This is a genomic window from Streptomyces durocortorensis, from assembly GCF_031760065.1.
Taxonomy (GTDB): Bacteria; Actinomycetota; Actinomycetes; order Streptomycetales; family Streptomycetaceae; genus Streptomyces.
The window spans coordinates 7,017,936-7,037,579 of sequence record NZ_CP134500.1 but is presented as its reverse complement, the minus strand read 5'-3'; the positions used below and the strand labels follow the sequence as shown (position 1 = coordinate 7,037,579).

Here is a 19,644-nt window from a genome sequence, read left to right as displayed (position 1 = left end):
TCCGGCGCCCGACGGCACCCGGCGACCCGCCGCCCGCGCGGGGTGTTGTGCCAGAATCCAGCGCATGTCAGTTCGATACCCGCGCCCCCTCCACCCCGGTGACCGCATCGGAATCACCTCCCCTTCCAGCGGAGTGCCCAAGGAGCTGCGCGAGCGGCTCGCCGTGGCGGTGCGCGATGTGGAGGCACGGGGGTACGAGGTCGTGACCGGCCGTTGCATGGACGGTTCGGGGCATGTCAGCGCGCCCGCGGCCCACCGGGCGGCCGAGTTGACGGAGATGTTGACGGATCCCGCGATCCGGGCCGTGGTGCCGCCGTGGGGCGGGGAGACCGCGCTCGATCTGCTGCCGCTGATCGACTGGGACGCCGTGCGGGCGGCTGAGCCGACCTGGCTGGTGGGCTACTCGGACATGTCCACCGTGATGACACCGCTGACCCTGCTCACCGGGGTGGCGACCGTGCACGGGAACAACCTCATGGACACCCCCTACCGGGTGCCGGAGGGGCTGGTGTCCTGGTTCGACATCGTCGCAGCCCCGCCGGGCCACCGGTTCACCCAGATCCCGCCGGAACGGCACCGGGCCTCGGGCTGGGACGACTGGGCGGAGCACCCCGACGCCCGTACGCTCGCGCTCGACACCCCGGGGCGGTGGACCCGGCTGGACGGCGACGGGGACGTGGACGTGGAGGGGCGGCTCATCGGCGGCTGCACCGAAATGCTGTGCAACCTCACGGGGACCCCGTATCTCGACTCCTCCTCCTTCGCCCGGGCGCACGCCCCGGACGGTCTGCTCGTGTACGTGGAGGCGGCGGGCGAGGACGCGCTCGCCATCTGCCGCTACCTGCACGGGATGCGCATGGCCGGATTCTTCGACACGGCGCGGGCGGTGCTGGTCGGCCGGACCTCGGCGCCGGGCACACCGTCGCTCGGTCAGCACGAGGCGGTGCTCGACGCGCTCGGTCCTCTGAACGTGCCGATCCTCGCCGACGTCGAGTGCGGGCACGTGCCCCCGTACATGCCGCTCGTCAACGGCGCGCGCGCCCGGGTCGTGCACACCGCGACGCGCAGTGAGATCACGCAGACGCTGGACTGAGCGGCGGGAAGCCCTCCCTGTCAGCAGACGCGCGGCAGTTGCTCGCCCAGCGGCACGTCGGCCACCCGTTTTCCGCCGAGCCCGGTGGCGGCCACGCACCTGCCAGAATGGTCCTCGACACAGCTGCCGATCCGTACCGCCTCCTTGCCCAACGGGCGGGCGCGCATCGCTTCCAGGACCGCGTCGGCGGGGTCCGGCGGTACGCAGGCGACGGGCTCGCCCTCGCAGTCGCCGTGCACCTGCACGTGGCCTGATTCGATCAGGTAAGTGATGGTCCGTCCCCGGGCGTGCCTAGCATGGCGGGATGAGCCGACTGCCCAACCCCCACACCCGACGTTCCGTACTCCGCATGATGGGCGGCGCGCTGGTTTCCGTACCGCTCGTCGCCTGCGGGGGCCCGGACAGCGCTTCAGCGTTCCCCGGGGAGGCGGCGGGATCGCCGTCGGCGGCAAAGGACCCGACCCGCGCGTTCGCGGCGCTGGAGAAGGAGTACACGGCCCGGCTCGGCGTGTACGCCGTCGACACCGGGAGCGGGCGTACGGTCGCCCATCGTGATGGGGAGCGGTTCCCTTACACCTCCACGTTCAAGGCGCTGGCGGCGGGGGCGGTGCTGCACAAGCACGGGCTGAGCGGGCTGGAGCGCGTCGTGACGTACCGCCGCGAGGATCTCGTCGACTACTCCCCCGTCACCGAGAAGCATGTGGCCACCGGAATGAGCCTGGGCGACCTGTGCGACGCCGCCGTCCGCTACAGCGACAACACGGCCGGGAACCTGCTGTTCGACGCGCTCGGCGGGCCCCGGGGGCTTCAGACGGTGCTGGCGGGGCTCGGGGACGACGTGACGCGAATGGAGCGGCGCGAGACGGAGCTCAACGAGTGGAGCCCGGGCGCGACACGCGACACCAGCACGCCCCGGGCCCTGGCCGAGGATCTGCGCGCGTTCGTCCTGGGCGATGTCCTCGGCAGGCCCGAGCGGGCCCGGCTCACCCAGTGGCTGCGGACCAACACCACCGGCGACGAGCTGATCCGGGCCGGGGTCCCGAAGGGGTGGACCGTCGGCGACAAGACCGGGGCGGGCGGTACGTACGGAACGCGCAACGACATCGCCGTGGTGTGGCCGCCAGACGCCGCCCCGCTCGTGCTGGCGGTGCTGTCCAACCGGAAGGACGCGGAAGCCGCCTTCGACAACACGCTGATCGCGAAGGCGGCGTCCGTCGCCGTCGGCGCGCTGACCGGGCAGGACACTCCCTGACAGGTGGGTCAGGCCCCGGTGAGCACGGCGTCGATCTCGCCGAGGAAGTCGTCCAGGTCACCGGGGTTCCGCGAGGTGATCAGCGGCCAGCCGGAGGCGTCGTCGCGGACGACCGACTTGTCGACCCAGGTGCCGCCCGCGTTGGTGATGTCGGTGCGCAGGGAGGCGTACGAGGTCAGCGTCTTACCTCGGACGTAGCCGCCCTCCACGAGCGCCCACGGGCCGTGGCAGATCGCGGCCACCGGCCTGCCGGATGCGGCGAACGAGCTGACGATCCGGGTGGTGGCGTCCTCCAGGCGCAGCGAGTCGGCGTTCAGCGTGCCGCCAGGTACCAGCAGGAGGTCGTACGCGGCGGGGTCGACGTCGGCGAGCGTGAGGTCGGGCCGCACACTCTCGCCGGGATCGCGGTCGCCGACGAGGGTGCGGATCTCGTCGCCGGAGACCGCCGCCACGCCGACCTGGGCGCCTCGGTCGCGCAGGTGCCGGACGGGGACGACGAGTTCGTCCTGCTCGACCCCGTAGTTGGTGACGATGACCAGGATCCGGCGGTCGCCGAGATCGGTGGTGGACATGGACTGCTCCTCTCTTCCGGTCTTCCGATGCTCCTGTTCCCTCTGCGCCCCGTACGAGCGTGGCCGGCGGCACCATGTCGGCCGGGCCCGGTCAGACGCCCGCGATCCTGATCTCCACTGTGGCGCAGCGGTACGAGAGGCGCGCGTCGAAGTGGACCGTCCTCTGCGCCTCCCCTTCCGCGGTCGGGCCCCTACTGTGGAGGGGGAGCCACGCACCGGGTACCCGCACCCGGGCGGGTCACACCGTCGCACCGCGCGTGCGGTCCGGGCCGATGGGCCGGGGCTCCCGAGACGGCCGAGCCGTCGGCACCCCGCGTCTTCGGCCGGAGGCCGGAGGCCGGAGGCCGGATCCGGGAGGAGCGCTCCGCGCGGAAAGGGGTACCCAGCAGGGCGGACCAGTCGTCCCCGGTCCCACCGGGGTCAGCACGGAAGGAAGCTCTCATGACCGACCGCAGGCCCGAAGGCGCCGCCCACAACGGGGCTTCCGGCAGCCCGCCCCCCATACCGGCGGACCTGCCGGACCAGCAGACCGGGGAGGACGAGGACCCGCTCGACATACCGGTGCCCGAGCGGGTGGCCCGCGAGAGCGGCGAGCCCGATCCGGACGAGGCGGGCTCCGGCCCGGACACCCCGCGCAACGCCGGCGCGCACCCCGAGGATCCGACTCCGGACGAGTCGCCGGACTAGGAGTCCGGGCCGGAGCCGAGGAAGGTCGGGCCGCAGGGCCCGGGAACGCCCTCGGGCCCCGGAGCGCGGTGCGTGCGCTTCGGGGCCCGAGAGTCGGTCAACCCGGATCAGGCGGTGGTGATGTTCTCCGCCTGCGGGCCCTTCTGGCCCTGGGTGATGTCGAAGGTCACCGCCTGGCCTTCCTGGAGCTCACGGAAGCCGGTGGAGTTGATGTTCGAGTAGTGCGCGAAGACGTCGGGGCCGCCGCCGTCCTGCGCGATGAAGCCGAAGCCCTTTTCCGAGTTGAACCACTTGACGGTTCCGCTGGCCATGCCTGTACCTCTCAGCAGTAAACGGATCCGCACCGCGCGGACCCGGAGGTGATCGCCCTGGTTCTCAGGCACTGCACAGCAAAACGCCCGCGCCAGGCGCGGGCAGGTACTGCGAACCACGACATCTGTCGGCGACGCTACACGGCGGGATCACTCCTCACCAGAGAGCAACGCCATTTTGCTGACGATCAGTGTCACAGCCACCGCTCCGTAGTCTGCCGATCACGTTCCGTTCAGGGGCCGTCGGCGACCCGGACGGAGAGATTCCGCAGGTGTCGCCGCGCGCCTCTTCAGACCTCCAGCAGCCGCCAGAGCAGCAGGAGGCCCACTCCGCAGACGAGCGCACCGCCCAGCAGGGCCAGCGCTCCCCGGCGTACGTTGTCCGGCTGGAAGCCGCCGAGCACGCTGAAGCAGAGCCGGGCGCCGTACGCCACCACGAGCGCCCCGCAGGCCGTGACGGCGAACCCGGCCGCGATGGCGTCCCACTGGTCCTCGAACACCCGCTGGTAGGGGCCCTGGTCCCGGGTGGCCAGGACATATCCGGCCGAGGTGAACAGGGCGGCGGGGAAGGCCACCAGTCCGAAGACGACTGCCAGGCGTCGGATCACCGCAGGGACCCTCCTTCGACGGGGAAGCGGGAGAGGCGCTCCCGGACCGACCGGGTCAGTCGTGCCTCCCACCGCTCCCGCTCGGCGATATGGGTGAACAGCTCCCGCATCCGGTTCACCTCCTCGATCATGGTGTGCTCCTCCTGCGCCATACGTCGGCCGAGTGGCCGCTCGATCATGAGGCCGAGGGCGATGTACGCGGCGAGCGCGAGCGCCGCCACGGCCAGACCCACCGCCACTGCCGCACCGCCGGGGCCGTCGCCCGCCGCGGCGGCGAGCAGCAGCACCGCCGGGATCAGCGCGGCGAGGGAGGCCGCGGCGATCCGGGGCCGACGGACCCGCCGTCGCCGCGCGCTGAGCGCCTGGACGGCGGCCAGCCGTCGTTCCGCGGCCGCCAGTGTCCGAAGGAACGCCGCTCCGCTGTCGATCGCGGCCATGTCAGCCCCCGTTCCGCTGCGTGATGAACGCCTGGAGTTCCTGGCCGAAGTGGGTGCGCAGCGCGCCGATCTGCGCATCGTCCAGCTGGGAGGTCTGCGCGGGCAGTCCCGGCAGGAACTGGTGCCGGATGAGGCGGGAGGCCATGGGGAGGACGGACAGGCGCAGCGACGTCTCGTTCTGCAGGTCCCGCATCAGGGCGGCGAACGGGGACTCCCGGCGGGAGCCGCCGGGGATGTAGTGGTCGCGTGCCTCGCCGAGGCGGTCCCAGTACAGATCGCTCTTGGACACGGCGACGATCAGCCACCGCAGCCGTTGGGCCAGTTGCCCGTCGATGATCGCGTCGACGAGCAGCCGGAAGTCCGCCGCCTCCTTGCGCCGGTGCCAGTTCCGTACGGCTTCCTGGTCGACGGGGCCGCCCTGGGCGGCGAGCGCCTCGTGGACGTCGCGCTGGGCGCCCCGCTGCCAGATCCTGTTGTGCCCCCAGCAGACGACGTGAACGATGCCGTGCGGGGAGGCGTCCCCGCGCATCGTGTCGGTCAGGGCGCGTTCGCGCTGGGCGGAGAGCTGGCCCGGGATGACGGTGACGGCTGCCCGGGTGCGGCGGCTGCCGGAGCGCAGGACGGTGGCGTGCTTCTCGATGTCGGGGCTGCGGGCGCTGTCGCTGTCGCCGCTGCGGATCGACTGCGTCAGGGCGTCGTACAGGACGGTCTTGCCCGCCCCCGCCTCGCCGGTGATGGCGACGGGATTGACGGAGAGTCCGATCCTGCCGTGGAGGGTCGCCGCTTCCGGCCCGGGGGCCGGACCGCCGCCCTCGACGGCGTGCCGGACGCTCTCCCACCGCGATCGAGTGTTCTCCCAGACGTCGGGCACGCGTGCAACTCCCCCGGTGTCGGCCGATGGGGAGATGCTATCGATCAACTGCACTCCGTGCAGGCGGACTTCCCGGAATCATGGTCCGGCGGAGAGTCTCCCGCCCCCGGGGGCCGCTACTGGATGAAGCGGGGCAGCCAGCGCGCCTGGTAGTCGGGGTGTCCGGCGTACTCGGCGGCCAGTTGGCGTACGGCGAAGCCGAGGCCCACCGCGCGGCCGGAGGGGAAGTCCTGCGCGGGGCGGTCGGTGTCGAGGTCGGCGACCTCGACGTACTCACCCAGCAGGACCCGGTGGGTCTCGATGCGCTCCAGGGAGCGCGCCGGGTCCTGGAAGGCGATGTGCTGGTCGAACCCTCGGCCACGCACGGTGAACGCCACCCCGCCGGTGCGGTCGTGGACCTCGCCCGGCACATCGGCCGGGCACCGCCATCGGTCCCCGCCGGCGGCCCGGGCGACCTGTTCCTCGTCGGCGAGCCGCGCCCGGACGAAGGCCACCATGTCTGCGTTGCCGCCCATTGGATGCTGCTCCCTTGCGCTGTTGGATCTCCGCACTCGATACGGGGAGCATTCTGATGGATGGGCCGGGCGGGGCACGATCCGACTCCGGCCGGTTCACCCCGCCGTGTCGCCCGTGCTCCGCGCGGCCAGGTCGGTGAGGAGCCGGTGCAGCGGCTCGGTCTTGCGGCGGCGGTATTCCTGCACCGCCCAGCCGTTGCCGTCCGGGTCGGTGAAGTACATGAAGGTCGCGCCGTCCTCGTCGGTGTACCGCTGGGGCTCGGACACCTCGACGCCCCGGCCGACGAGCTCGGCGTGGGCGGCGTCGATGTCGGTGACGCAGAGCTGGAGGCCGTGGTACGTGCCCGGCTTCGGGGTTCCCGTCGGGTTGGGCAGGCCGTCGGTGAGGGCGATCGAGCAGCCGGAGCCGGGCGGGGTCAGCTGCACGACCCGGGCGCCCGCCATCACTTCGGCGTCGATGTCGAGGTGGAAGCCCAGTTTGTCCCGGTAGAAGTCCCGGGCCCGGTCGATGTCGGTGACGGGAAGGATGATCACTTCGAGGGTCCAGTCCATGGTTCAGCTCCCTTTCGCGGGGCGGTCGGTGTCCGGGTCGGCCCGGGGTTCATCCTGCCCGCTGTCGACGGTCTCCTCACCGGCGAGCGGGGTCGCGCCGCCCTGGAGGCGGGCCAGGTCCGCGGGCCGCACCTGGATGACCAGCAGGGCGATCAGGGCGGCGAACACGGCGAAGCAGGCCGCGACGACGAAGGCGCTGGACACCCCCGAGGTCAGGACCTGGTCGGCCCAGGGCGGTGGCAGTTCACCGGTTCTGCGGAACTCCAGCAGCTGGGCCGGGGTGGCCTCCTGGAGGAATTCGGGCACCTGGTCGGTGGCTTCGTTGCGGCTGGCCGTGCCGAACATCGTCACCAGGATCGACAGGCCGAGGGATCCGCCGACCTGCTGGGTGGCGTTGAGGATGCCGGATGCGGCGCCCGCCTCCTTCGGGGCGACACCCGAGACGGCCATCAGGGTCAGCGACACGAACTGCATGCCCATGCCGAATCCGAAGACGAGCATCGGCCCGAGGATGGAGCCGAGGTAGGAGCTGTGGACGTCGGTCAGGGTGAGCCAGCCGAGGCCGGTCGCGGCGAACAGCGCACCGGCCACCATGAAGGGTTTGGGCCCCCACCTGGGCAGCAGCTGGGAGGCGAGTCCCGCGCCGACCGCGATGATGGCGCTCACCGGCAGGAACGCGAGTCCGGCCCGCAGCGGGCTGAAGTCGAGGACGTTCTGCACGAAGAGGGTCAGGAAGAAGAACATCCCGAACATGGCCGCGGCCAGGCTGAGCATCATGCCGTAGACCCCGGCACGGTTGCGGTCGCGGAACATCCACAGGGGGGTGATGGGCTGTCTGGAGCCGCGTTCGATGGCGATGAACCCGGTCAGGAGCACCACGGCGGCGGCGAACGACCCGAGGGTCAGGGCGTCGCTCCAGCCGTCCTCGGACGCGCGGATGAAGCCGTAGACGAGCAGCACCATGCCCACCGTGGAGGTGAGGGCGCCCGCGACGTCGAAGTGGCCGGGACGGCGTTCGGACTCGGCGATGTAGCGGGGGGTGGCCAGCGCGATCAGCAGGCCGATGGGGACGTTGACGAACAGGACCCAGCGCCAGTCGAGCCACTCCACGAGGAGCCCGCCCGCCAGCAGCCCGATCGCGCTGCCGCCCGCCGACACGGCGGCGAACACCCCGAACGCCCGGTTGCGTTCGGGGCCCTCGCGGAAGGTGGTGGTGATCAGCGACAGGGCGGTGGGCGAGGCGATCGCGCCGCCGACGCCCTGGAGCGATCGGGCCGCCAGCAACTGCCAGGACTCCTGGGACAGTCCGCCGAGCAGCGAGGCGAAGACGAAGAGGAGCACGCCGAAGATGAAGACCCGGCGGCGGCCGAGGATGTCGCCGAGGCGTCCGCCGAGCAGCAGCAGCCCGCCGAAGGTCAGCGTGTAGGCGTTGATCACCCAGGAGAGGTTCTCGGTGGAGAACCCCAGGGACTTCTGCATGTGCGGAAGCGCGATGTTGACGATGGTGATGTCGAGCACCACCATCAGCTGGCACGAGGCGATGACCAGCAGCGCCATCGCGCCGCCCCGGTGCCGTTCGGAGTTCTTGGCCGGGTGCGCGGGTGTCGCGTGGGAGCCCGTCATGGTGGGGTCCGTCTCTCGTGCCGAGGCAGTGCGCCGCGTGGGGCGTCCGGTCTCCGCCGGTCCGGTGAACGGTGACCGCGGGCGTTCACCCGACCGACGTTATGACGGAACCCCGGGCCCCGCCAATCGATCACCGGGCGCTCCCGCGGGGTCGTTTCACTGGAGCGCGTGGACCGCCGTGCGGAAGACGGCGGGGGCCCGGTGGGCGGCCGCGACGATCAGCCGGCCCGAGGACGGATGCCCTGCGGCGCTCAGCAGGGCGAGGGTCAGCAGCCGGTACCGTCGCGTGACCCCGGCCCAGCGGCGCGGGTAGTCCTCGGGCCGCCCGGCGCTCAGGCAGTCGACGGCGGCGCTCGCGGTGGCCACCGCGAGGGCGATGCCCTCCCCGGTCAGGGCGTCGACGTAGCCCGCGGCGTCGCCGACCAGCAGGACCCGCCCGGCCCGCTGCCCCAGCGCCCGTTGCCGCAGCGGACCTGCCCCGCGTACGGGGGTGGCGTCGGGGCCGCCCCCCAGCCGGGCGGCGAGGGCCGGGAAGGCGGCCAGGTGGCGTTCGTAGGGGCGGCGGTCGCGGCTCAGGACGGCCACGCCGACGAGGCGTTCGCCGACCGGGGTCACGTACGCCTCACCGTGCCGCGACCAGTGCACCTCGACGTGGTCGGTCCAGGGGGCGATGGCGTAGTGGCGGCGCAGCCCGTAGCGGCCGGGCCCGGGGACCGGCCGGTCCAGGCCCAGGGCTCGGCGCAGCGGCGAGTGCAGGCCGTCGGCCGCGATGAGCCAGCGGGCGGTGAGCCCGGCGGCCCGGACGGTGTGCTCGTCCTGGCGGATCTCCCCCGCCTTTCCCGTGACGACGCGTACGCCGAGGGCGGCGGCCCGTTCGTGCAGGGCGGCGTGGAGTTCGGTGCGGCGTACGCCCGCCCCGGGGCCGCCCCGGAACGCCGCCTCCGCGCTGCGCCGGCCGTCGGTGTACCGGATGCCCCGGAGTTCGTGGCCGTTCACCCGGACGCCGAGGCCGCGCAGCGCCGCGACGCCACCGGGCATGATTCCCTCGCCGCACGCCTTGTCGACGGGGGCGGTGCGCGGCTCGACGACCACCGCCTCCAGGCCCGCCGACGCGGCCCGGATCGCGGCCGCGAGTCCGGCCGGGCCGCCGCCCGCGACCAGGACGTCGATCATGCCCGGGCGTCCGCTGCCGGGAGGCGGGCCAGTGCCCCGTCCTCGCAGCGGATCCGGACGGCCATCAGGGCGGCGTTGAGCACGGTGAAGACGAGGGCGGTCACCCAGGCACCGTGGACCAGGGGCAGCGCCACGCCCTCGGCGGCGACGGCGACGTAGTTGGGGTGGCTCAGCCACCGGTAGGGGCCGCCGGTGACGCGGGGCAGGCCGGGTACGACGATGACGCGGGTGTTCCAGCGGGGGCCGAGCGTGCGGATGCACCACCAGCGCAGCGCCTGTGCGGCCACGACGAGGGCGGCCATGGCCCAGCCGATGGCGGGCAGGAAAGGGCGTTCGGCCAGCCGGACCTCCGCGAGGCAGCCGACCAGGAGCGCGGTGTGCAGGGCGACCATCGCCGGGTAGTGCCCCCGGCCCGATTCCGTACCGCCGCGGGCGAGGCTCCAGCGGGTGTTGCGGCGGGCCACGACGAGTTCGGCCAGGCGCTCGGCGGCGACGGCCAGCACCAGGGCGGTGTACCAGATCATCCTGTCCCTCTCTTTCTACCAGCGCAGCAGCACCAGTTCGCAGCAGAATCCCGGGCCCATGGCCAGCAGCAGGCCGGGGGTGCCGGGCTCCGGCCGGCGCTGTTCGATGGTGTCGCGCAGGACGTGCAGGACCGAGGCGGAGGACAGGTTGCCGATGTCGGTGAGCGAGCGCCAGGTGACGTCGAGCGCGCCGTCGGGCAGGCCGAGGACCTCCGTGACGGTCTCCAGCACCTTGGGTCCGCCGGGGTGGCAGACCCAGTGGGCGATGTCCTTCGGCTTGAGGCCGTGTCCGGCGAGGAACTCCCTGACGTCGTCGGCGAGGTAGCGGCGGACGACGTCGGGCACCGCCGGGTCCAGGACCACGGTGAAGCCGGTGCTGCCGATGTCCCAGCCCATGACGTGTTCGGTGTCCGGGTACATCCGGCTGCGGGTGTCCACGATCTCGGGTCCGGCGACGGCCCGGCGTTGTCCGAGGGCGACAACGGCGGCCGCCCCGTCGCCGAACAGCGCGGTCGCCACCAGATTGGCGGGGGTCGCGTCCCGGCGCTGGAAGGTGAGGGAGCAGAGCTCGACCGAGAGCAGCACGGCGACGTCGTCGGGACGGCCGAGGAGGTAGTCGTGCAACCGGGCCACCCCGGCGGCCCCGGCGACGCAGCCGAGGCCGAAGACGGGCAGCCGTTTGACGTCGGACCGCATGCCCAGGCGCGTCACGAGCCGGGCGTCGACGGAGGGGGCCGCGATGCCGGTGACGGAGGTGAACATCAGCAGGTCGACGTCGGTGGGGCGCAGCCCGGCCGAGCACAGCGCGCCGCGTACTGCCTGCGCCCCGAGGTCGACTGCGGAGCGGATGAACACGTCGTTGGCGTCGCCGAATCCCTCCAGTTCGCGGTAGCCGTCCAGGGGGAGCACGGTGTGCCGGTTGCGTACACGGGCGTTCTCGTGGAGCCGGTCCAGGACGCGGCGGTCGGCGCCTGGCGGCAGACAGGTGCGGGCCACCATGTCGGTGACCTCGGACTGGGTGTGGCGGTGGGGCGGCAGGACCCCGTGGACCGCGGCGATCCGGGTCATCCTGGCTCCTGCTTCGGGGACGTCATGGCCCCATCCTGCCCACAAGAAGTGACGAAATGGGGCAAAGGACCCGCCCGGTTGCCGCATTGACGGGTCGGCAGGTCCCTACGATCGCCCGATGGACGCCATGGACGGGACCTCGCGCACCGCCGGAGCGCCGCCGGGCGGGGCGGCGGCCACCCTCCGGCCGGTCCGGCGTGTCACGGACCTCGCCGCCGCTCTGGCGCTCGCCTGCCATCCGGGGCCGGTGGCCGCCGTGACCGCGATCGCCTTCGCCCTGGCTCTCGGCTCGGGCCTGGGCGGCCCGCGTTCGGCGCTGGTCGCGGCGGCGGTGCTGGCGGGTCAGCTGTCGGTGGGGTGGTGCAACGACGCGCACGACGCGGGGCGCGACGCCCTCGCGGGGCGCCGGGGGAAGCCGGTGGCCGACGGTGCGGTCGGGGTGCGCGCGGTGTGGGGGGCGGCGGGGCTCGCGCTCGCCCTGTGCGTACCGCTCTCGCTGGCCTGCGGAGTCCTCGCCGGTACGGTGCACCTCGCCGCGGTCGCGGTGGCCTGGCTCTACAACCTGTGGCTCAAGGCGACCGCCCTGTCCTGGCTGCCGTACGTGGCCGGGTTCGCCGCCCTGCCCGCGGCGGTCGCCCTGGCCCAGCCCGGCGGCCCGTCGCCCCGGTGGTGGACGGTCACGGCCGGGGCGCTGCTCGGGTTCGCGGCGCATCTGGCCGACACGCTCCCGGACATCGCGGCGGACCGGTCGGCCGGCATCCGGGGGCTGCCGCACCGGCTGGGCGGTGCGGGAACCCGGCTGCTGCTGCCGCTGCCGCTGCTGGGGGCCACGGCCGTGCTGGCGCTCGGGCCGCCCGGCCCGCCGAATGCCGGGGGCGCGGCCGCGCTCGCCCTGGCCGGGGCGGCGGCGCTGGTGGGACCCGCCCTCGGCCACCGGTGGCGCAAGGCCGCGCTGGCGGGGGCGGTGGCCGTGGCGGCGGTGGATGTGGCGCTGCTGCTGGCCGGAGGCCCGGCCGCACGCTGAACTCCCGGGCCGGCGGCTCGTCACCGGCCCGGGAACACCCTTTGGTCCAGCCTGTTTTGGTCCCGCCGCGGCTCTGGGAAGTGCATGGCCGGGCCGCTACCCTCCGCGCATGATTCCCACGGTTGTCTGGGGTACCGGCAACGTCGGCCGCGCGGCGATCCGCGCCGTCGCGGCCCATCCGGCACTGGCACTCTCCGCCGTCCTCGTCCACAACCCCGCCAAGTCCGGCCGCGACGCGGGCGAACTGGCCGGGCTCGGGCACCCGCTCGGCGTGGCGGCGAGCGTCGACATCACCGCGGTCCTGGCCGAGCGGCCGAGGGCAGTGGTCTACGCGGCGTCCGGCGACATCCGCCCCGACGACGCCCTCGCCGACATCGGCAGGGCGATCCGGACCGGGGCGGTGGTCGTCACGCCCTCCCTCTATCCGCTCTACGATCAGCGCAACGCCCCTCCAGAACTGCGGGACCCGGTCCTGGCCGCCGTCGCGGAGGGCGGCGGTTCCCTCTTCGTCTCCGGGGTCGACCCCGGCTGGGGCAACGACGTCCTGCCCCTGCTCGTCAGCGGTCTCGGCACCGAGGTGGACGTGATCCGCTGCCAGGAGATCTTCGACTACTCCACGTACGAGCAGGAGGATTCGGTACGCCACCTGATCGGCATGGGGCACCCGATGGACTACCAGCCGCTGATGCTGGCGGAGAGCGTCCCGACCATGGTGTGGGGCGGTCAGATACGTCTGATGGCCCGGGCGCTCGGCGTCGAACTCGACGAGATCCGCGAGACATCGGACCGCCGGGTGCTGGAGGCGACGGTCAGCACGCGCACGATGGGCGAGTTCGCCGCGGGCACCCAGGGGGCCGTGCGGTTCGAGGTGCAGGGCATCGTGGGCGGCGAGCCACGCATCGTCATCGAGCACATCACCCGGATCCACGCCTCGTGCGCGCCGGACTGGCCGTCCCCGCCCGACGGGGTGGGCGCGCACCGTGTGGTGATCGAGGGCCGCCCCCGCATCGAGGTGACGGTCGAGGCCTCCGACGAGGGCGAGAACCGGTCGGCGGGCGGGAACGCCACGGCCGTCGGGCGGCTCGTCTCGGCCATCGACTGGCTGGTGGAGGCGGAGCCGGGCCTGTACGACGCACTCGACGTCCCGCTGCGGCCTGCGGTCGGCAGGCTGGGAAGGAGACCGGCATGATCATCGACATCCCGGAGGGCCAGGAGCCCATCGGCTATGTGTGGGGGGAGATGGTCCCCGGCATCGGCGTGGCCGCGGCCGCCTTCTCGATGTCCGTGTACGAGCACACGACCCTGGGGCTGCGGGAGTTCGAGGCGGCCAGGCTGCGGGTGGCGCAGATCAACGGGTGTCTGTTCTGCCTGGACTGGCGTACCGAGCGGGACGGGGCGAAGGTCGAGGAGGAGTTCGCCGAGGCGGTGACCCAGTGGCGTACGACCGAGTCCTTCGACGAGCGGACCAGGCTCGCGGCCGAGTACGCCGAGCGGTACACGCTCGACCACCACGGTCTGGACGACGCCTTCTGGAAACGGATGGCGGCGCACTACAGCCAGGCGGAGATCGTGGAGCTGAGCATGAGCATCGGCTCGTGGCTGGCGTTCGGGCGGCTCAACCATGTGCTGGGGATCGACGCGGTGTGCGTTCTGCCCGGTCACTGAGGGAGCCGGTCACTGACGGAGTCCGGGGCCGCCGGGTTGGCACTCCCGGCCCCGGGCTCTTCGCCCGCCGGTTCCTCTACAGGTCGGCGGCGATGATCCGTTCGATGTTCCGTTCGGCCAGCGCGGTGATGGTGACGAAGGGGTTCACGCTGGTGTTGCCGGGGATGAGCGCGCCGTCGATGACGTACAGGCCCGGGTAGCCGTGCAGACGGCCGTAGTTGTCGGTGGCCTTGTCCAGGACCGCGCCGCCCAGCGGGTGGTAGGTGAGGTGGTCGCCCCAGATCTTGTGGACGCCGAAGAGGTCCGTGCGGTAGATCGTCCCTTCCTTCTGGTTGATCTTGTCGAAGATGGTCTTCGCGGCGTCGATGGACGGCTGTTTCCACGCCGTCTGCCAGTTCAGCTCGGCCTTGCCCGCCGCCGCGTTCCAGGTGAACTGCGCGCGGTGCGGGTTCTTGGTGATGGACAGGTAGAACGAGGCCCAGGTCTCGATCCCGGTGGGCAGCGGGGCGATCTCGGCGAACGCTCCTCCGGCGTCCCAGTTGTCGATGCCGCCGGTGGGGATGGACGACTGGACCTTCCCGGTCGGGTCCCACAGGTGGTTGGCACGGCCGCACATGACGTTGCCGTTGTCGCCCCAGCCCTTGCCGATCTCACTGTTGAGGAGGGGCAGGGCACCGGTGGCCTTCAGTGCGACCAGCAGCTTGCTGGTGCCCACGCTGCCCGCCGCGAAGAACACCTTGTCCGCGGTGACGGACTTGGTGACCGTGGTCCGGCCGCCGGTGTCGAGCTGGTCGATGAGCACGGTGTAGCCGCCGCCCGGCGCCGGAGCGACCGAGGTGACCTTGTGGAGCGGCGAGATGGTGACCCGTCCGGTGGCTCTGATCCGGTCGATGTAGGTCTTCTGGAGCGACTTCTTGCCGTGGTTGTTGCCGTAGAGGATCTCGCCGTCCAGGGCGGACTTGGGGACGGCCCCGGCCGCCTCCTGCTTCATGTAGTCCCAGTCGTACACGGCGGGTACGAAGAGGAACGGGAAGCCGGAGCGCCGGGCGTGCTTCCGCCCGACCCTGCCGTACTGGTAGCAGTCGACGGTGTCGAACCAGTCGGGGTCGATGGTGGTGACGCCGAGCCCGCTGTTGGCGCGCGGGTAGTAGGTGCTGTACATCTCCGCGGCGTTCACCGTGGGGAGGACGGACCCGAAGTGCTCCCGCTTGGGAGTGACGGCCATACCGCCGTTGACCAGCGATCCGCCGCCGACGCCCCGCCCCTGGTAGACCGTGATGCCGCCGAACTCCTCGGCGTCGAGGATGCCGGTGTAGCAGTTGACGTTCTTGTCGAGCGGGAAGCCGAGGAAGTTGCTCAGCGGCTGCTTGGTCCGGGTGCGCAGCCAGAAGGAGCGGTCGTCGGGCTTGGTGGTGTTGGCGAAAATCTTGCCGTCCGCGCCCGGGGTGTCCCAGGCCATGCCCATCTCGATCATGTGGACGTCCGTGCCGGCCTCGGCGAGCCGGAGGGCGGCCACGGAGCCGCCGTATCCGGTGCCGATGACGAGGACCGGCACATGCGCCCCCGAGCCGATCGGCGCCGCCGCCGGACGGACGCTCGCCCACGTCGGCGCGGCGTGCCCGGCGACCGCCGCAGCACCCAGAAGAGAACCTGTTCCAGTGATGAATCTTCGACGCGAGACACCCTTGGCCCCGCTATTGCGCATGACAGTGTCACCCATGTGACATCCCTCACTCTCGACAGAGTGCAACAGGTTCTACTGTCAATCGTGTGGTAAGTCACTAGAAACTTAGGGGTAACTTCCGGCGGCCCTCCGGCATCCGAAGCCGGGTCGCGCGCCGTTGCCGGGCGAGGCGACCTGGCAGGTCAGCGCCCCTGTTCCGGGGCGTGGGACAGCTCCAGCGAGACGGGTTCGCTCTGCTGGTTGTGGGCGGTGACGTGCGTGGTGTGCCGCGTGAAGCGCAGGCCCATGGTGGCGAGTTCGTCGGGTTCGTAGAGGGCGCAGAGAAGCGCGGCGGCCGCCGGGAGCGTCAGGTCGGCGCCGGGGCCGTGCCCCAGCAGGGCCGCGGTGTCCGGGGCGGTGCGGGCTGCCCGGCAGGCGTGCGCGAGGACTTCGTGCGGGTCGTCGACGATCAGTTCGTCGATCTGGATCCGCTGCGCGCGTACGCGGAGATCGAGCGGGCGGGCGGGGGCCGGCATCGGGGCGGGAACAGCGCGCAGCGGACTCGGATGGTTCACGGGGTGGGCTCCAGGGTGGCGTCGGAGATACTCACCATGAGAGCGGCGTGCGGTCGTCGCAAGGTGCGTTGTATGCATTGCGCTCAGACTGCGCGGAGTGTCGAATAGATCGAGCCGGAGCGGGGAGGGAGCACCACGTGGCGCGTGAACGGTCGGGCCGGACGGCGCAGCACCTGGTCCTGGTGGCGCGCCTGCGGCACCTGCGGGAAGGCGCCGGTCTGTCCGTGCCGCAGGCCGCGAGGCAGCTCGGCTGGCATCCGACGACGCTGCGGCGGCTGGAGCAGGCGCAGACCTCCCTCGATGTCGGGCAGGTCTCCGCACTGCTCGGCCTCTACGGGGCGGGCGCGGCGGAGGCCGAGGACATCATGGGCCGGCTCAACGCCGCGAACATGCCCGGCTGGTGGCACCCGTGGCGGGACGCGATGGACCCCTGGCTCATGGACCTGATGAGCGTGGAGTCCGCCGCGAGCGTCGTCCGCACCTGGGACCCGGCGCTCGTGCCCCTGTTGCTCCGGACCCCGGCCTACGCCATGGCCGTGGACGCGGCCCTGCGGCCCGAACTGGACGCCGGGGCGCGGCAGCGGCGGGCCGACCTGCTGGCGGAGCGTCAGAAGCGGCTGCGTGAACAGCAGGCGCGGGTGTGGGCGGTACTGCCGGTCACCGCGCTGCGCTGCCGGGTCGGCGGCCCCGAGGTGATGCGCGAGCAGCTGAACGCGCTTCAGAGGGCCGCCGGGCGGCGGGAGGTGACGGTGCAGCTGCACCCCGACGGCGCGCCGCCGCACCCGCTCACCGGGGTTCCGGCGCTGAGTCTGTACCGGGTGGAGATCCGGGAGATCGCGGACCACGTGGTCCGCGAGGGCGGGCTGCCCGGGACGGCGGAGGTCTGGGACACCAATCCGTCCGTACAGGAATATCAAGCAATGCTGGACATGTCGTGCGTGATGGCGATACGCCCGGCCCGAACTAGGGAGATTCTGCAGGATGAGTACGACCGGGAATGGGCTTGAACTGCCCGCACAGATCGACACGTCCGTCGCGCACAGCGCCCGGGTGTGGAACTACTGGCTCGGCGGGAAGGACAACTTCCCGGCGGACCGGGCGGCGGGCGACGCGTACAAGAGCAAGTACCCGCTGATCGAAACCTTCGCGAAGGAGTCCCGTGACTTCCTGCGCCGGACGGTCACCCACCTCGCCCGGGACGCCGGGATACGGCAGTTCCTGGACGTCGGCGCGGGCCTGCCCACGGCGAACAACACCCACGAGGTCGCCCAGCGCATCGCCCCGGAGTCGCGGATCGTCTACGTCGACCACGACCCCCTCGTACTGCTGCACGTCCATGCCCTGCTGACGTCCAGTCCCGAAGGCGCGACCGCGTACGTCGAGGCGGACATGCGCGACACGGACACCGTCCTGGCCGGGGCCGCCGAGACCCTGGACCTGACACGGCCGGTCGCCCTGGTGATCTCGGACGTGCTCGGGCACATCGTGGACTGGGACGACGCGCTGTCCCTGGTACGGCGGCTGGTGGAGCGGCTTCCCTCGGGCAGCTACCTCTCGCTCTCGCACTCCACCGCCTCGGACGAGGCGCACCGCGCCGTGCAGGACGAGTACAACTCCTCCGGCGCCATCCCGTACATCTTCCGGGAGCCGGAGACGACGATCGCGTTCTTCGACGGGCTGGAGATGGTGGAGCCGGGGATGGTGTCCTGGCCGAACTGGCGGCCCGACGCGAACACCGGCACCACCACGGCCCGGGCCGGGTGGGGGGCCGTCGCCCGCATCCCGTAACCCCTGTCCGCAACCGCCGCGCCGCGCACCGGGATGGGCCGGTGCGCGGCGCGCTCGGCCCGCAGAGGCGTACAGCATGAGCACCAGAGGTACGGCAGAGCCCTTCGAAGCCGATCCGTTCCGCCCCCGCGATACGCGGGAAGCCGCGGCGGACCGGCTCCTGCGGGCCGCTATGCGCTCCGGTGCGCACCTGATCAGCGAGGCCGCCACCCTGATCAACGGCTCGGCGGTGCTGGCCGACCCGATCGCCGGAGCCGTTTACAGCACCCCCGCCATCGCGGCCGCCACCGGCGTCCGGGCCGCGTCCCACCCGCAGGACCACCCGCACCACGTCCTGCGCCCGGCGGCCGGGGCCGTCCTCGTCCTGCACCCGGCGCCCGTCGTCCGCGCCGAGCACACCGCCCTCGTCGCCACCACCACCGCGGCCCTGCTGGAGGTCCGGGGGCAGCGCGCCGCCGAACTGCGCGCCGAGCAGATGCGGCTGCACTCCACGCTGCTCCGGCTGCTCCTTGGCGGCCACACCACCGCCGTCACCGACACCCTGGGCGCCGACGGCCTCACGCATGTCACGGTCTACCGGCTCACCGGCCCCGACGTACCCACCGCCCACCAGGTCCTCTGGCGCGCCGCCCGCCCCTCCCTCGCCGGGCACAGCGGCTCCTGCGCCCTGATCGGCGAGCTGGACGGCGAGCTCCTGGTCGCCGAACTCCACCGCGGCCAGGACAACGGGCGGATCCTCCGCCTGGTCTCCCGGGTCAGCGAACGCCACCACCTCCTCGCGGGCCTCGCCGGACCGCTCCCGCTCGCGGACATGCCCACCGCGCACGCGGACGCGGCCGCCGCCCGGCACAGCGCCACCCCCGCCCGCCGTGTCGTCCCCGCCGATGCCGTGGGCGCCACGCAGCTCGTGCGCCTCCTGGACCCCGGCTCCTACAGCCGGTGGGCTGCCGCCGTCCTCGGCCCGCTCACGCCGCAGCACCGGCACCTGCTCCTGGTGTGGCTGCGCACCGGCAGCACCCCGCGCGCCGCCGCCGCGCTCGGCCTCTCCGCCGGTACCCTCCGCACCCGGCTGCGCGAGCTGACCGCCCTGCTCGGCACGGACCTCGACGACGCCACCGTGCGGGCCCATCTGCTCCTCGCCCTGCGCGCTCCCGCCTCCGGCGACCACCCCGGCCACGGTCACGACGGCGGGCAGGAGGGCTCGGGCCGGACGCCGCCGGGAAGCCCAGCGACCGCAGGCCCGTACGGTCCGGCCCGGCTGAAGACCCTGCCCGCCGGAATCCTCGACACCGCCCCCGCCCTCGCCTGGGCCACCGCTCTGGTCGGCGGTCTCGAACCGCACCTGCGGATCGCGCTGGCCTGCTGGCTGCGCCACCACGCGAAGACCGCGCCCGCCGCGACCGAACTGCACGTCCACCGCACCACTCTGACGGTCTGGCTCGCCCAGTGCGCCGAGCACCTCGACCGGAACCTCGATGACGCCGCCGTCCGCGCCGAGCTCCACCTGGCTCTCGAAACCACCGCGGCCACCGACGGCGCGGACGACCCGCGGGCCCTGCCCCGGCGCGGCGGCCGCACCTACCGGCGTACCTGACGGCGGGAGCGGGAAACGGCGGAAGGCGGTGCCACCCCGCGAACGGGTG

At 72.6% G+C, this 19,644-nt stretch carries 23 protein-coding genes; 9 read left to right on the top strand and 14 right to left on the bottom strand.

Going from position 1 to position 19,644, the window contains the following annotated elements; translation table 11 throughout:
* Positions 1 to 64 precede the first annotated feature (64 nt).
* Positions 65 to 1,093 carry a S66 family peptidase gene (locus RI138_RS31070; protein ID WP_311122585.1) on the top strand — a complete coding sequence of 343 codons (1,029 nt, stop codon included), beginning with the start codon at positions 65 to 67 and terminating at the stop codon, positions 1,091 to 1,093.
* A 20-nt stretch (positions 1,094 to 1,113) separates the two neighbouring features.
* Here the strand turns inward: RI138_RS31070 and RI138_RS31065 are convergent, their stop codons facing one another.
* On the bottom strand, positions 1,114 to 1,338 hold the full coding sequence (locus RI138_RS31065; protein WP_398864101.1) for a hypothetical protein: 225 nt from the start codon (positions 1,336 to 1,338) through the stop codon (positions 1,114 to 1,116).
* Between the two features lie 59 nt (positions 1,339 to 1,397).
* Here RI138_RS31065 and bla point away from each other — a divergent pair, with 59 nt between their 5' ends.
* Complete coding sequence (gene bla / locus RI138_RS31060) at positions 1,398 to 2,345, top strand: class A beta-lactamase (protein ID WP_311122584.1); 948 nt, start codon at positions 1,398 to 1,400, stop codon at positions 2,343 to 2,345.
* Between the two features lie 8 nt (positions 2,346 to 2,353).
* Here bla and RI138_RS31055 read toward each other — a convergent pair whose 3' ends face one another.
* A complete protein-coding gene (locus tag RI138_RS31055) occupies positions 2,354 to 2,917 on the bottom strand; it encodes a type 1 glutamine amidotransferase domain-containing protein (protein WP_311122583.1) in 564 nt (187 codons plus the stop codon).
* Between the two features lie 441 nt (positions 2,918 to 3,358).
* On the opposite strand from RI138_RS31055, the gene RI138_RS31050 reads away from it, so the two are divergent.
* Positions 3,359 to 3,604 carry a hypothetical protein gene (locus RI138_RS31050; RefSeq protein WP_311122582.1) on the top strand — a complete coding sequence of 82 codons (246 nt, stop codon included), beginning with the start codon at positions 3,359 to 3,361 and terminating at the stop codon, positions 3,602 to 3,604.
* 107 nt (positions 3,605 to 3,711) lie between these two features.
* On the opposite strand, the gene RI138_RS31045 is transcribed toward RI138_RS31050, so the two are convergent.
* The 10 genes from RI138_RS31045 to RI138_RS31000 form a co-directional block, all read right to left on the bottom strand.
* Positions 3,712 to 3,915 carry a cold-shock protein gene (locus tag RI138_RS31045; protein WP_003964323.1) on the bottom strand — a complete coding sequence of 68 codons (204 nt, stop codon included), beginning with the start codon at positions 3,913 to 3,915 and terminating at the stop codon, positions 3,712 to 3,714.
* 290 nt (positions 3,916 to 4,205) lie between these two features.
* On the bottom strand, positions 4,206 to 4,523 hold the full coding sequence (locus RI138_RS31040) for a hypothetical protein (protein ID WP_096623990.1): 318 nt from the start codon (positions 4,521 to 4,523) through the stop codon (positions 4,206 to 4,208).
* Positions 4,520 to 4,960, bottom strand: coding sequence for a hypothetical protein (locus RI138_RS31035; protein ID WP_311122581.1), 441 nt, complete (start codon positions 4,958 to 4,960; stop codon positions 4,520 to 4,522). Before RI138_RS31035 ends, RI138_RS31040 begins: the two co-directional genes overlap by 4 nt.
* A 1-nt stretch (position 4,961) precedes the next feature.
* A complete protein-coding gene (locus tag RI138_RS31030) occupies positions 4,962 to 5,831 on the bottom strand; it encodes a hypothetical protein (protein WP_311122580.1) in 870 nt (289 codons plus the stop codon).
* A gap of 116 nt (positions 5,832 to 5,947) precedes the next feature.
* Positions 5,948 to 6,346: a DUF6221 family protein gene (locus RI138_RS31025; protein WP_096623984.1), complete on the bottom strand. Its 399-nt coding sequence runs from the start codon at positions 6,344 to 6,346 to the stop codon at positions 5,948 to 5,950.
* A gap of 96 nt (positions 6,347 to 6,442) precedes the next feature.
* Positions 6,443 to 6,898 (bottom strand): VOC family protein, encoded by a 456-nt coding sequence (locus RI138_RS31020; protein WP_311122579.1) that lies wholly within the window; start codon positions 6,896 to 6,898, stop codon positions 6,443 to 6,445.
* Between the two features lie 3 nt (positions 6,899 to 6,901).
* Positions 6,902 to 8,521: an MFS transporter gene (locus RI138_RS31015; protein WP_311122578.1), complete on the bottom strand. Its 1,620-nt coding sequence runs from the start codon at positions 8,519 to 8,521 to the stop codon at positions 6,902 to 6,904.
* A gap of 156 nt (positions 8,522 to 8,677) precedes the next feature.
* On the bottom strand, positions 8,678 to 9,694 hold the full coding sequence (locus RI138_RS31010; protein ID WP_311122577.1) for an NAD(P)/FAD-dependent oxidoreductase: 1,017 nt from the start codon (positions 9,692 to 9,694) through the stop codon (positions 8,678 to 8,680).
* On the bottom strand, positions 9,691 to 10,218 hold the full coding sequence (locus tag RI138_RS31005; RefSeq protein ID WP_311122576.1) for an isoprenylcysteine carboxyl methyltransferase family protein: 528 nt from the start codon (positions 10,216 to 10,218) through the stop codon (positions 9,691 to 9,693). The genes RI138_RS31010 and RI138_RS31005 overlap by 4 nt, the downstream gene beginning before the upstream one ends.
* Positions 10,219 to 10,233: 15 nt before the next feature.
* Positions 10,234 to 11,286, bottom strand: coding sequence for a type III polyketide synthase (locus RI138_RS31000; protein ID WP_311122575.1), 1,053 nt, complete (start codon positions 11,284 to 11,286; stop codon positions 10,234 to 10,236).
* A 118-nt stretch (positions 11,287 to 11,404) separates the two neighbouring features.
* On the opposite strand from RI138_RS31000, the gene RI138_RS30995 reads away from it, so the two are divergent.
* From RI138_RS30995 to RI138_RS30985, 3 genes are all read left to right on the top strand, one after another.
* Complete coding sequence (locus tag RI138_RS30995) at positions 11,405 to 12,310, top strand: UbiA family prenyltransferase (RefSeq protein ID WP_311122574.1); 906 nt, start codon at positions 11,405 to 11,407, stop codon at positions 12,308 to 12,310.
* A 109-nt stretch (positions 12,311 to 12,419) separates the two neighbouring features.
* A complete protein-coding gene (locus tag RI138_RS30990) occupies positions 12,420 to 13,499 on the top strand; it encodes an NAD(P)H-dependent amine dehydrogenase family protein (protein WP_311122573.1) in 1,080 nt (359 codons plus the stop codon).
* Positions 13,496 to 13,975: a carboxymuconolactone decarboxylase family protein gene (locus RI138_RS30985; protein ID WP_311122572.1), complete on the top strand. Its 480-nt coding sequence runs from the start codon at positions 13,496 to 13,498 to the stop codon at positions 13,973 to 13,975. The genes RI138_RS30990 and RI138_RS30985 overlap by 4 nt, the downstream gene beginning before the upstream one ends.
* 76 nt (positions 13,976 to 14,051) lie before the next feature.
* On the opposite strand, the gene RI138_RS30980 is transcribed toward RI138_RS30985, so the two are convergent.
* Positions 14,052 to 15,695 carry a GMC oxidoreductase gene (locus RI138_RS30980; RefSeq protein ID WP_311122571.1) on the bottom strand — a complete coding sequence of 548 codons (1,644 nt, stop codon included), beginning with the start codon at positions 15,693 to 15,695 and terminating at the stop codon, positions 14,052 to 14,054.
* 146 nt (positions 15,696 to 15,841) lie between these two features.
* The gene (locus RI138_RS30975; RefSeq protein WP_373558754.1) at positions 15,842 to 16,213 is read right to left on the bottom strand and encodes a hypothetical protein; all 372 of its coding nucleotides are present in this window, start codon (positions 16,211 to 16,213) and stop codon (positions 15,842 to 15,844) included.
* 137 nt (positions 16,214 to 16,350) lie between these two features.
* On the opposite strand from RI138_RS30975, the gene RI138_RS30970 reads away from it, so the two are divergent.
* From RI138_RS30970 to RI138_RS30960, 3 genes are all read left to right on the top strand, one after another.
* Positions 16,351 to 17,220, top strand: a complete 870-nt coding sequence (locus RI138_RS30970; protein WP_311122570.1) for a helix-turn-helix domain-containing protein — start codon at positions 16,351 to 16,353, stop codon at positions 17,218 to 17,220.
* Positions 17,195 to 18,001: an SAM-dependent methyltransferase gene (locus RI138_RS30965; RefSeq protein WP_311122569.1), complete on the top strand. Its 807-nt coding sequence runs from the start codon at positions 17,195 to 17,197 to the stop codon at positions 17,999 to 18,001. The genes RI138_RS30970 and RI138_RS30965 overlap by 26 nt, the downstream gene beginning before the upstream one ends.
* Before the next feature lie 76 nt (positions 18,002 to 18,077).
* Positions 18,078 to 19,595 carry a PucR family transcriptional regulator gene (locus RI138_RS30960; RefSeq protein WP_311122568.1) on the top strand — a complete coding sequence of 506 codons (1,518 nt, stop codon included), beginning with the start codon at positions 18,078 to 18,080 and terminating at the stop codon, positions 19,593 to 19,595.
* Positions 19,596 to 19,644 lie beyond the last annotated feature (49 nt).

Bases quoted from the DNA above. Each gene is read 5' to 3' on its own strand.
- RI138_RS31070 (WP_311122585.1), top strand. From the start codon at position 65: ATGTCAGTTCGATACCCGCGCCCCCTCCACCCCGGTGACCGCATCGGA.
- bla (WP_311122584.1), top strand. From the start codon at position 1,398: ATGAGCCGACTGCCCAACCCCCACACCCGACGTTCCGTACTCCGCATG.
- RI138_RS31055 (WP_311122583.1), bottom strand. From the start codon at position 2,917: ATGTCCACCACCGATCTCGGCGACCGCCGGATCCTGGTCATCGTCACC.
- RI138_RS31050 (WP_311122582.1), top strand. From the start codon at position 3,359: ATGACCGACCGCAGGCCCGAAGGCGCCGCCCACAACGGGGCTTCCGGC.
- RI138_RS31045 (WP_003964323.1), bottom strand. From the start codon at position 3,915: ATGGCCAGCGGAACCGTCAAGTGGTTCAACTCGGAAAAGGGCTTCGGC.
- RI138_RS31035 (WP_311122581.1), bottom strand. From the start codon at position 4,960: ATGGCCGCGATCGACAGCGGAGCGGCGTTCCTTCGGACACTGGCGGCC.
- RI138_RS31025 (WP_096623984.1), bottom strand. From the start codon at position 6,346: ATGGGCGGCAACGCAGACATGGTGGCCTTCGTCCGGGCGCGGCTCGCC.
- RI138_RS31020 (WP_311122579.1), bottom strand. From the start codon at position 6,898: ATGGACTGGACCCTCGAAGTGATCATCCTTCCCGTCACCGACATCGAC.
- RI138_RS31015 (WP_311122578.1), bottom strand. From the start codon at position 8,521: ATGACGGGCTCCCACGCGACACCCGCGCACCCGGCCAAGAACTCCGAA.
- RI138_RS31010 (WP_311122577.1), bottom strand. From the start codon at position 9,694: ATGATCGACGTCCTGGTCGCGGGCGGCGGCCCGGCCGGACTCGCGGCC.
- RI138_RS31005 (WP_311122576.1), bottom strand. From the start codon at position 10,218: ATGATCTGGTACACCGCCCTGGTGCTGGCCGTCGCCGCCGAGCGCCTG.
- RI138_RS31000 (WP_311122575.1), bottom strand. From the start codon at position 11,286: ATGACCCGGATCGCCGCGGTCCACGGGGTCCTGCCGCCCCACCGCCAC.
- RI138_RS30995 (WP_311122574.1), top strand. From the start codon at position 11,405: ATGGACGCCATGGACGGGACCTCGCGCACCGCCGGAGCGCCGCCGGGC.
- RI138_RS30990 (WP_311122573.1), top strand. From the start codon at position 12,420: ATGATTCCCACGGTTGTCTGGGGTACCGGCAACGTCGGCCGCGCGGCG.
- RI138_RS30985 (WP_311122572.1), top strand. From the start codon at position 13,496: ATGATCATCGACATCCCGGAGGGCCAGGAGCCCATCGGCTATGTGTGG.
- RI138_RS30980 (WP_311122571.1), bottom strand. From the start codon at position 15,695: ATGGGTGACACTGTCATGCGCAATAGCGGGGCCAAGGGTGTCTCGCGT.
- RI138_RS30965 (WP_311122569.1), top strand. From the start codon at position 17,195: ATGAGTACGACCGGGAATGGGCTTGAACTGCCCGCACAGATCGACACG.
- RI138_RS30960 (WP_311122568.1), top strand. From the start codon at position 18,078: ATGAGCACCAGAGGTACGGCAGAGCCCTTCGAAGCCGATCCGTTCCGC.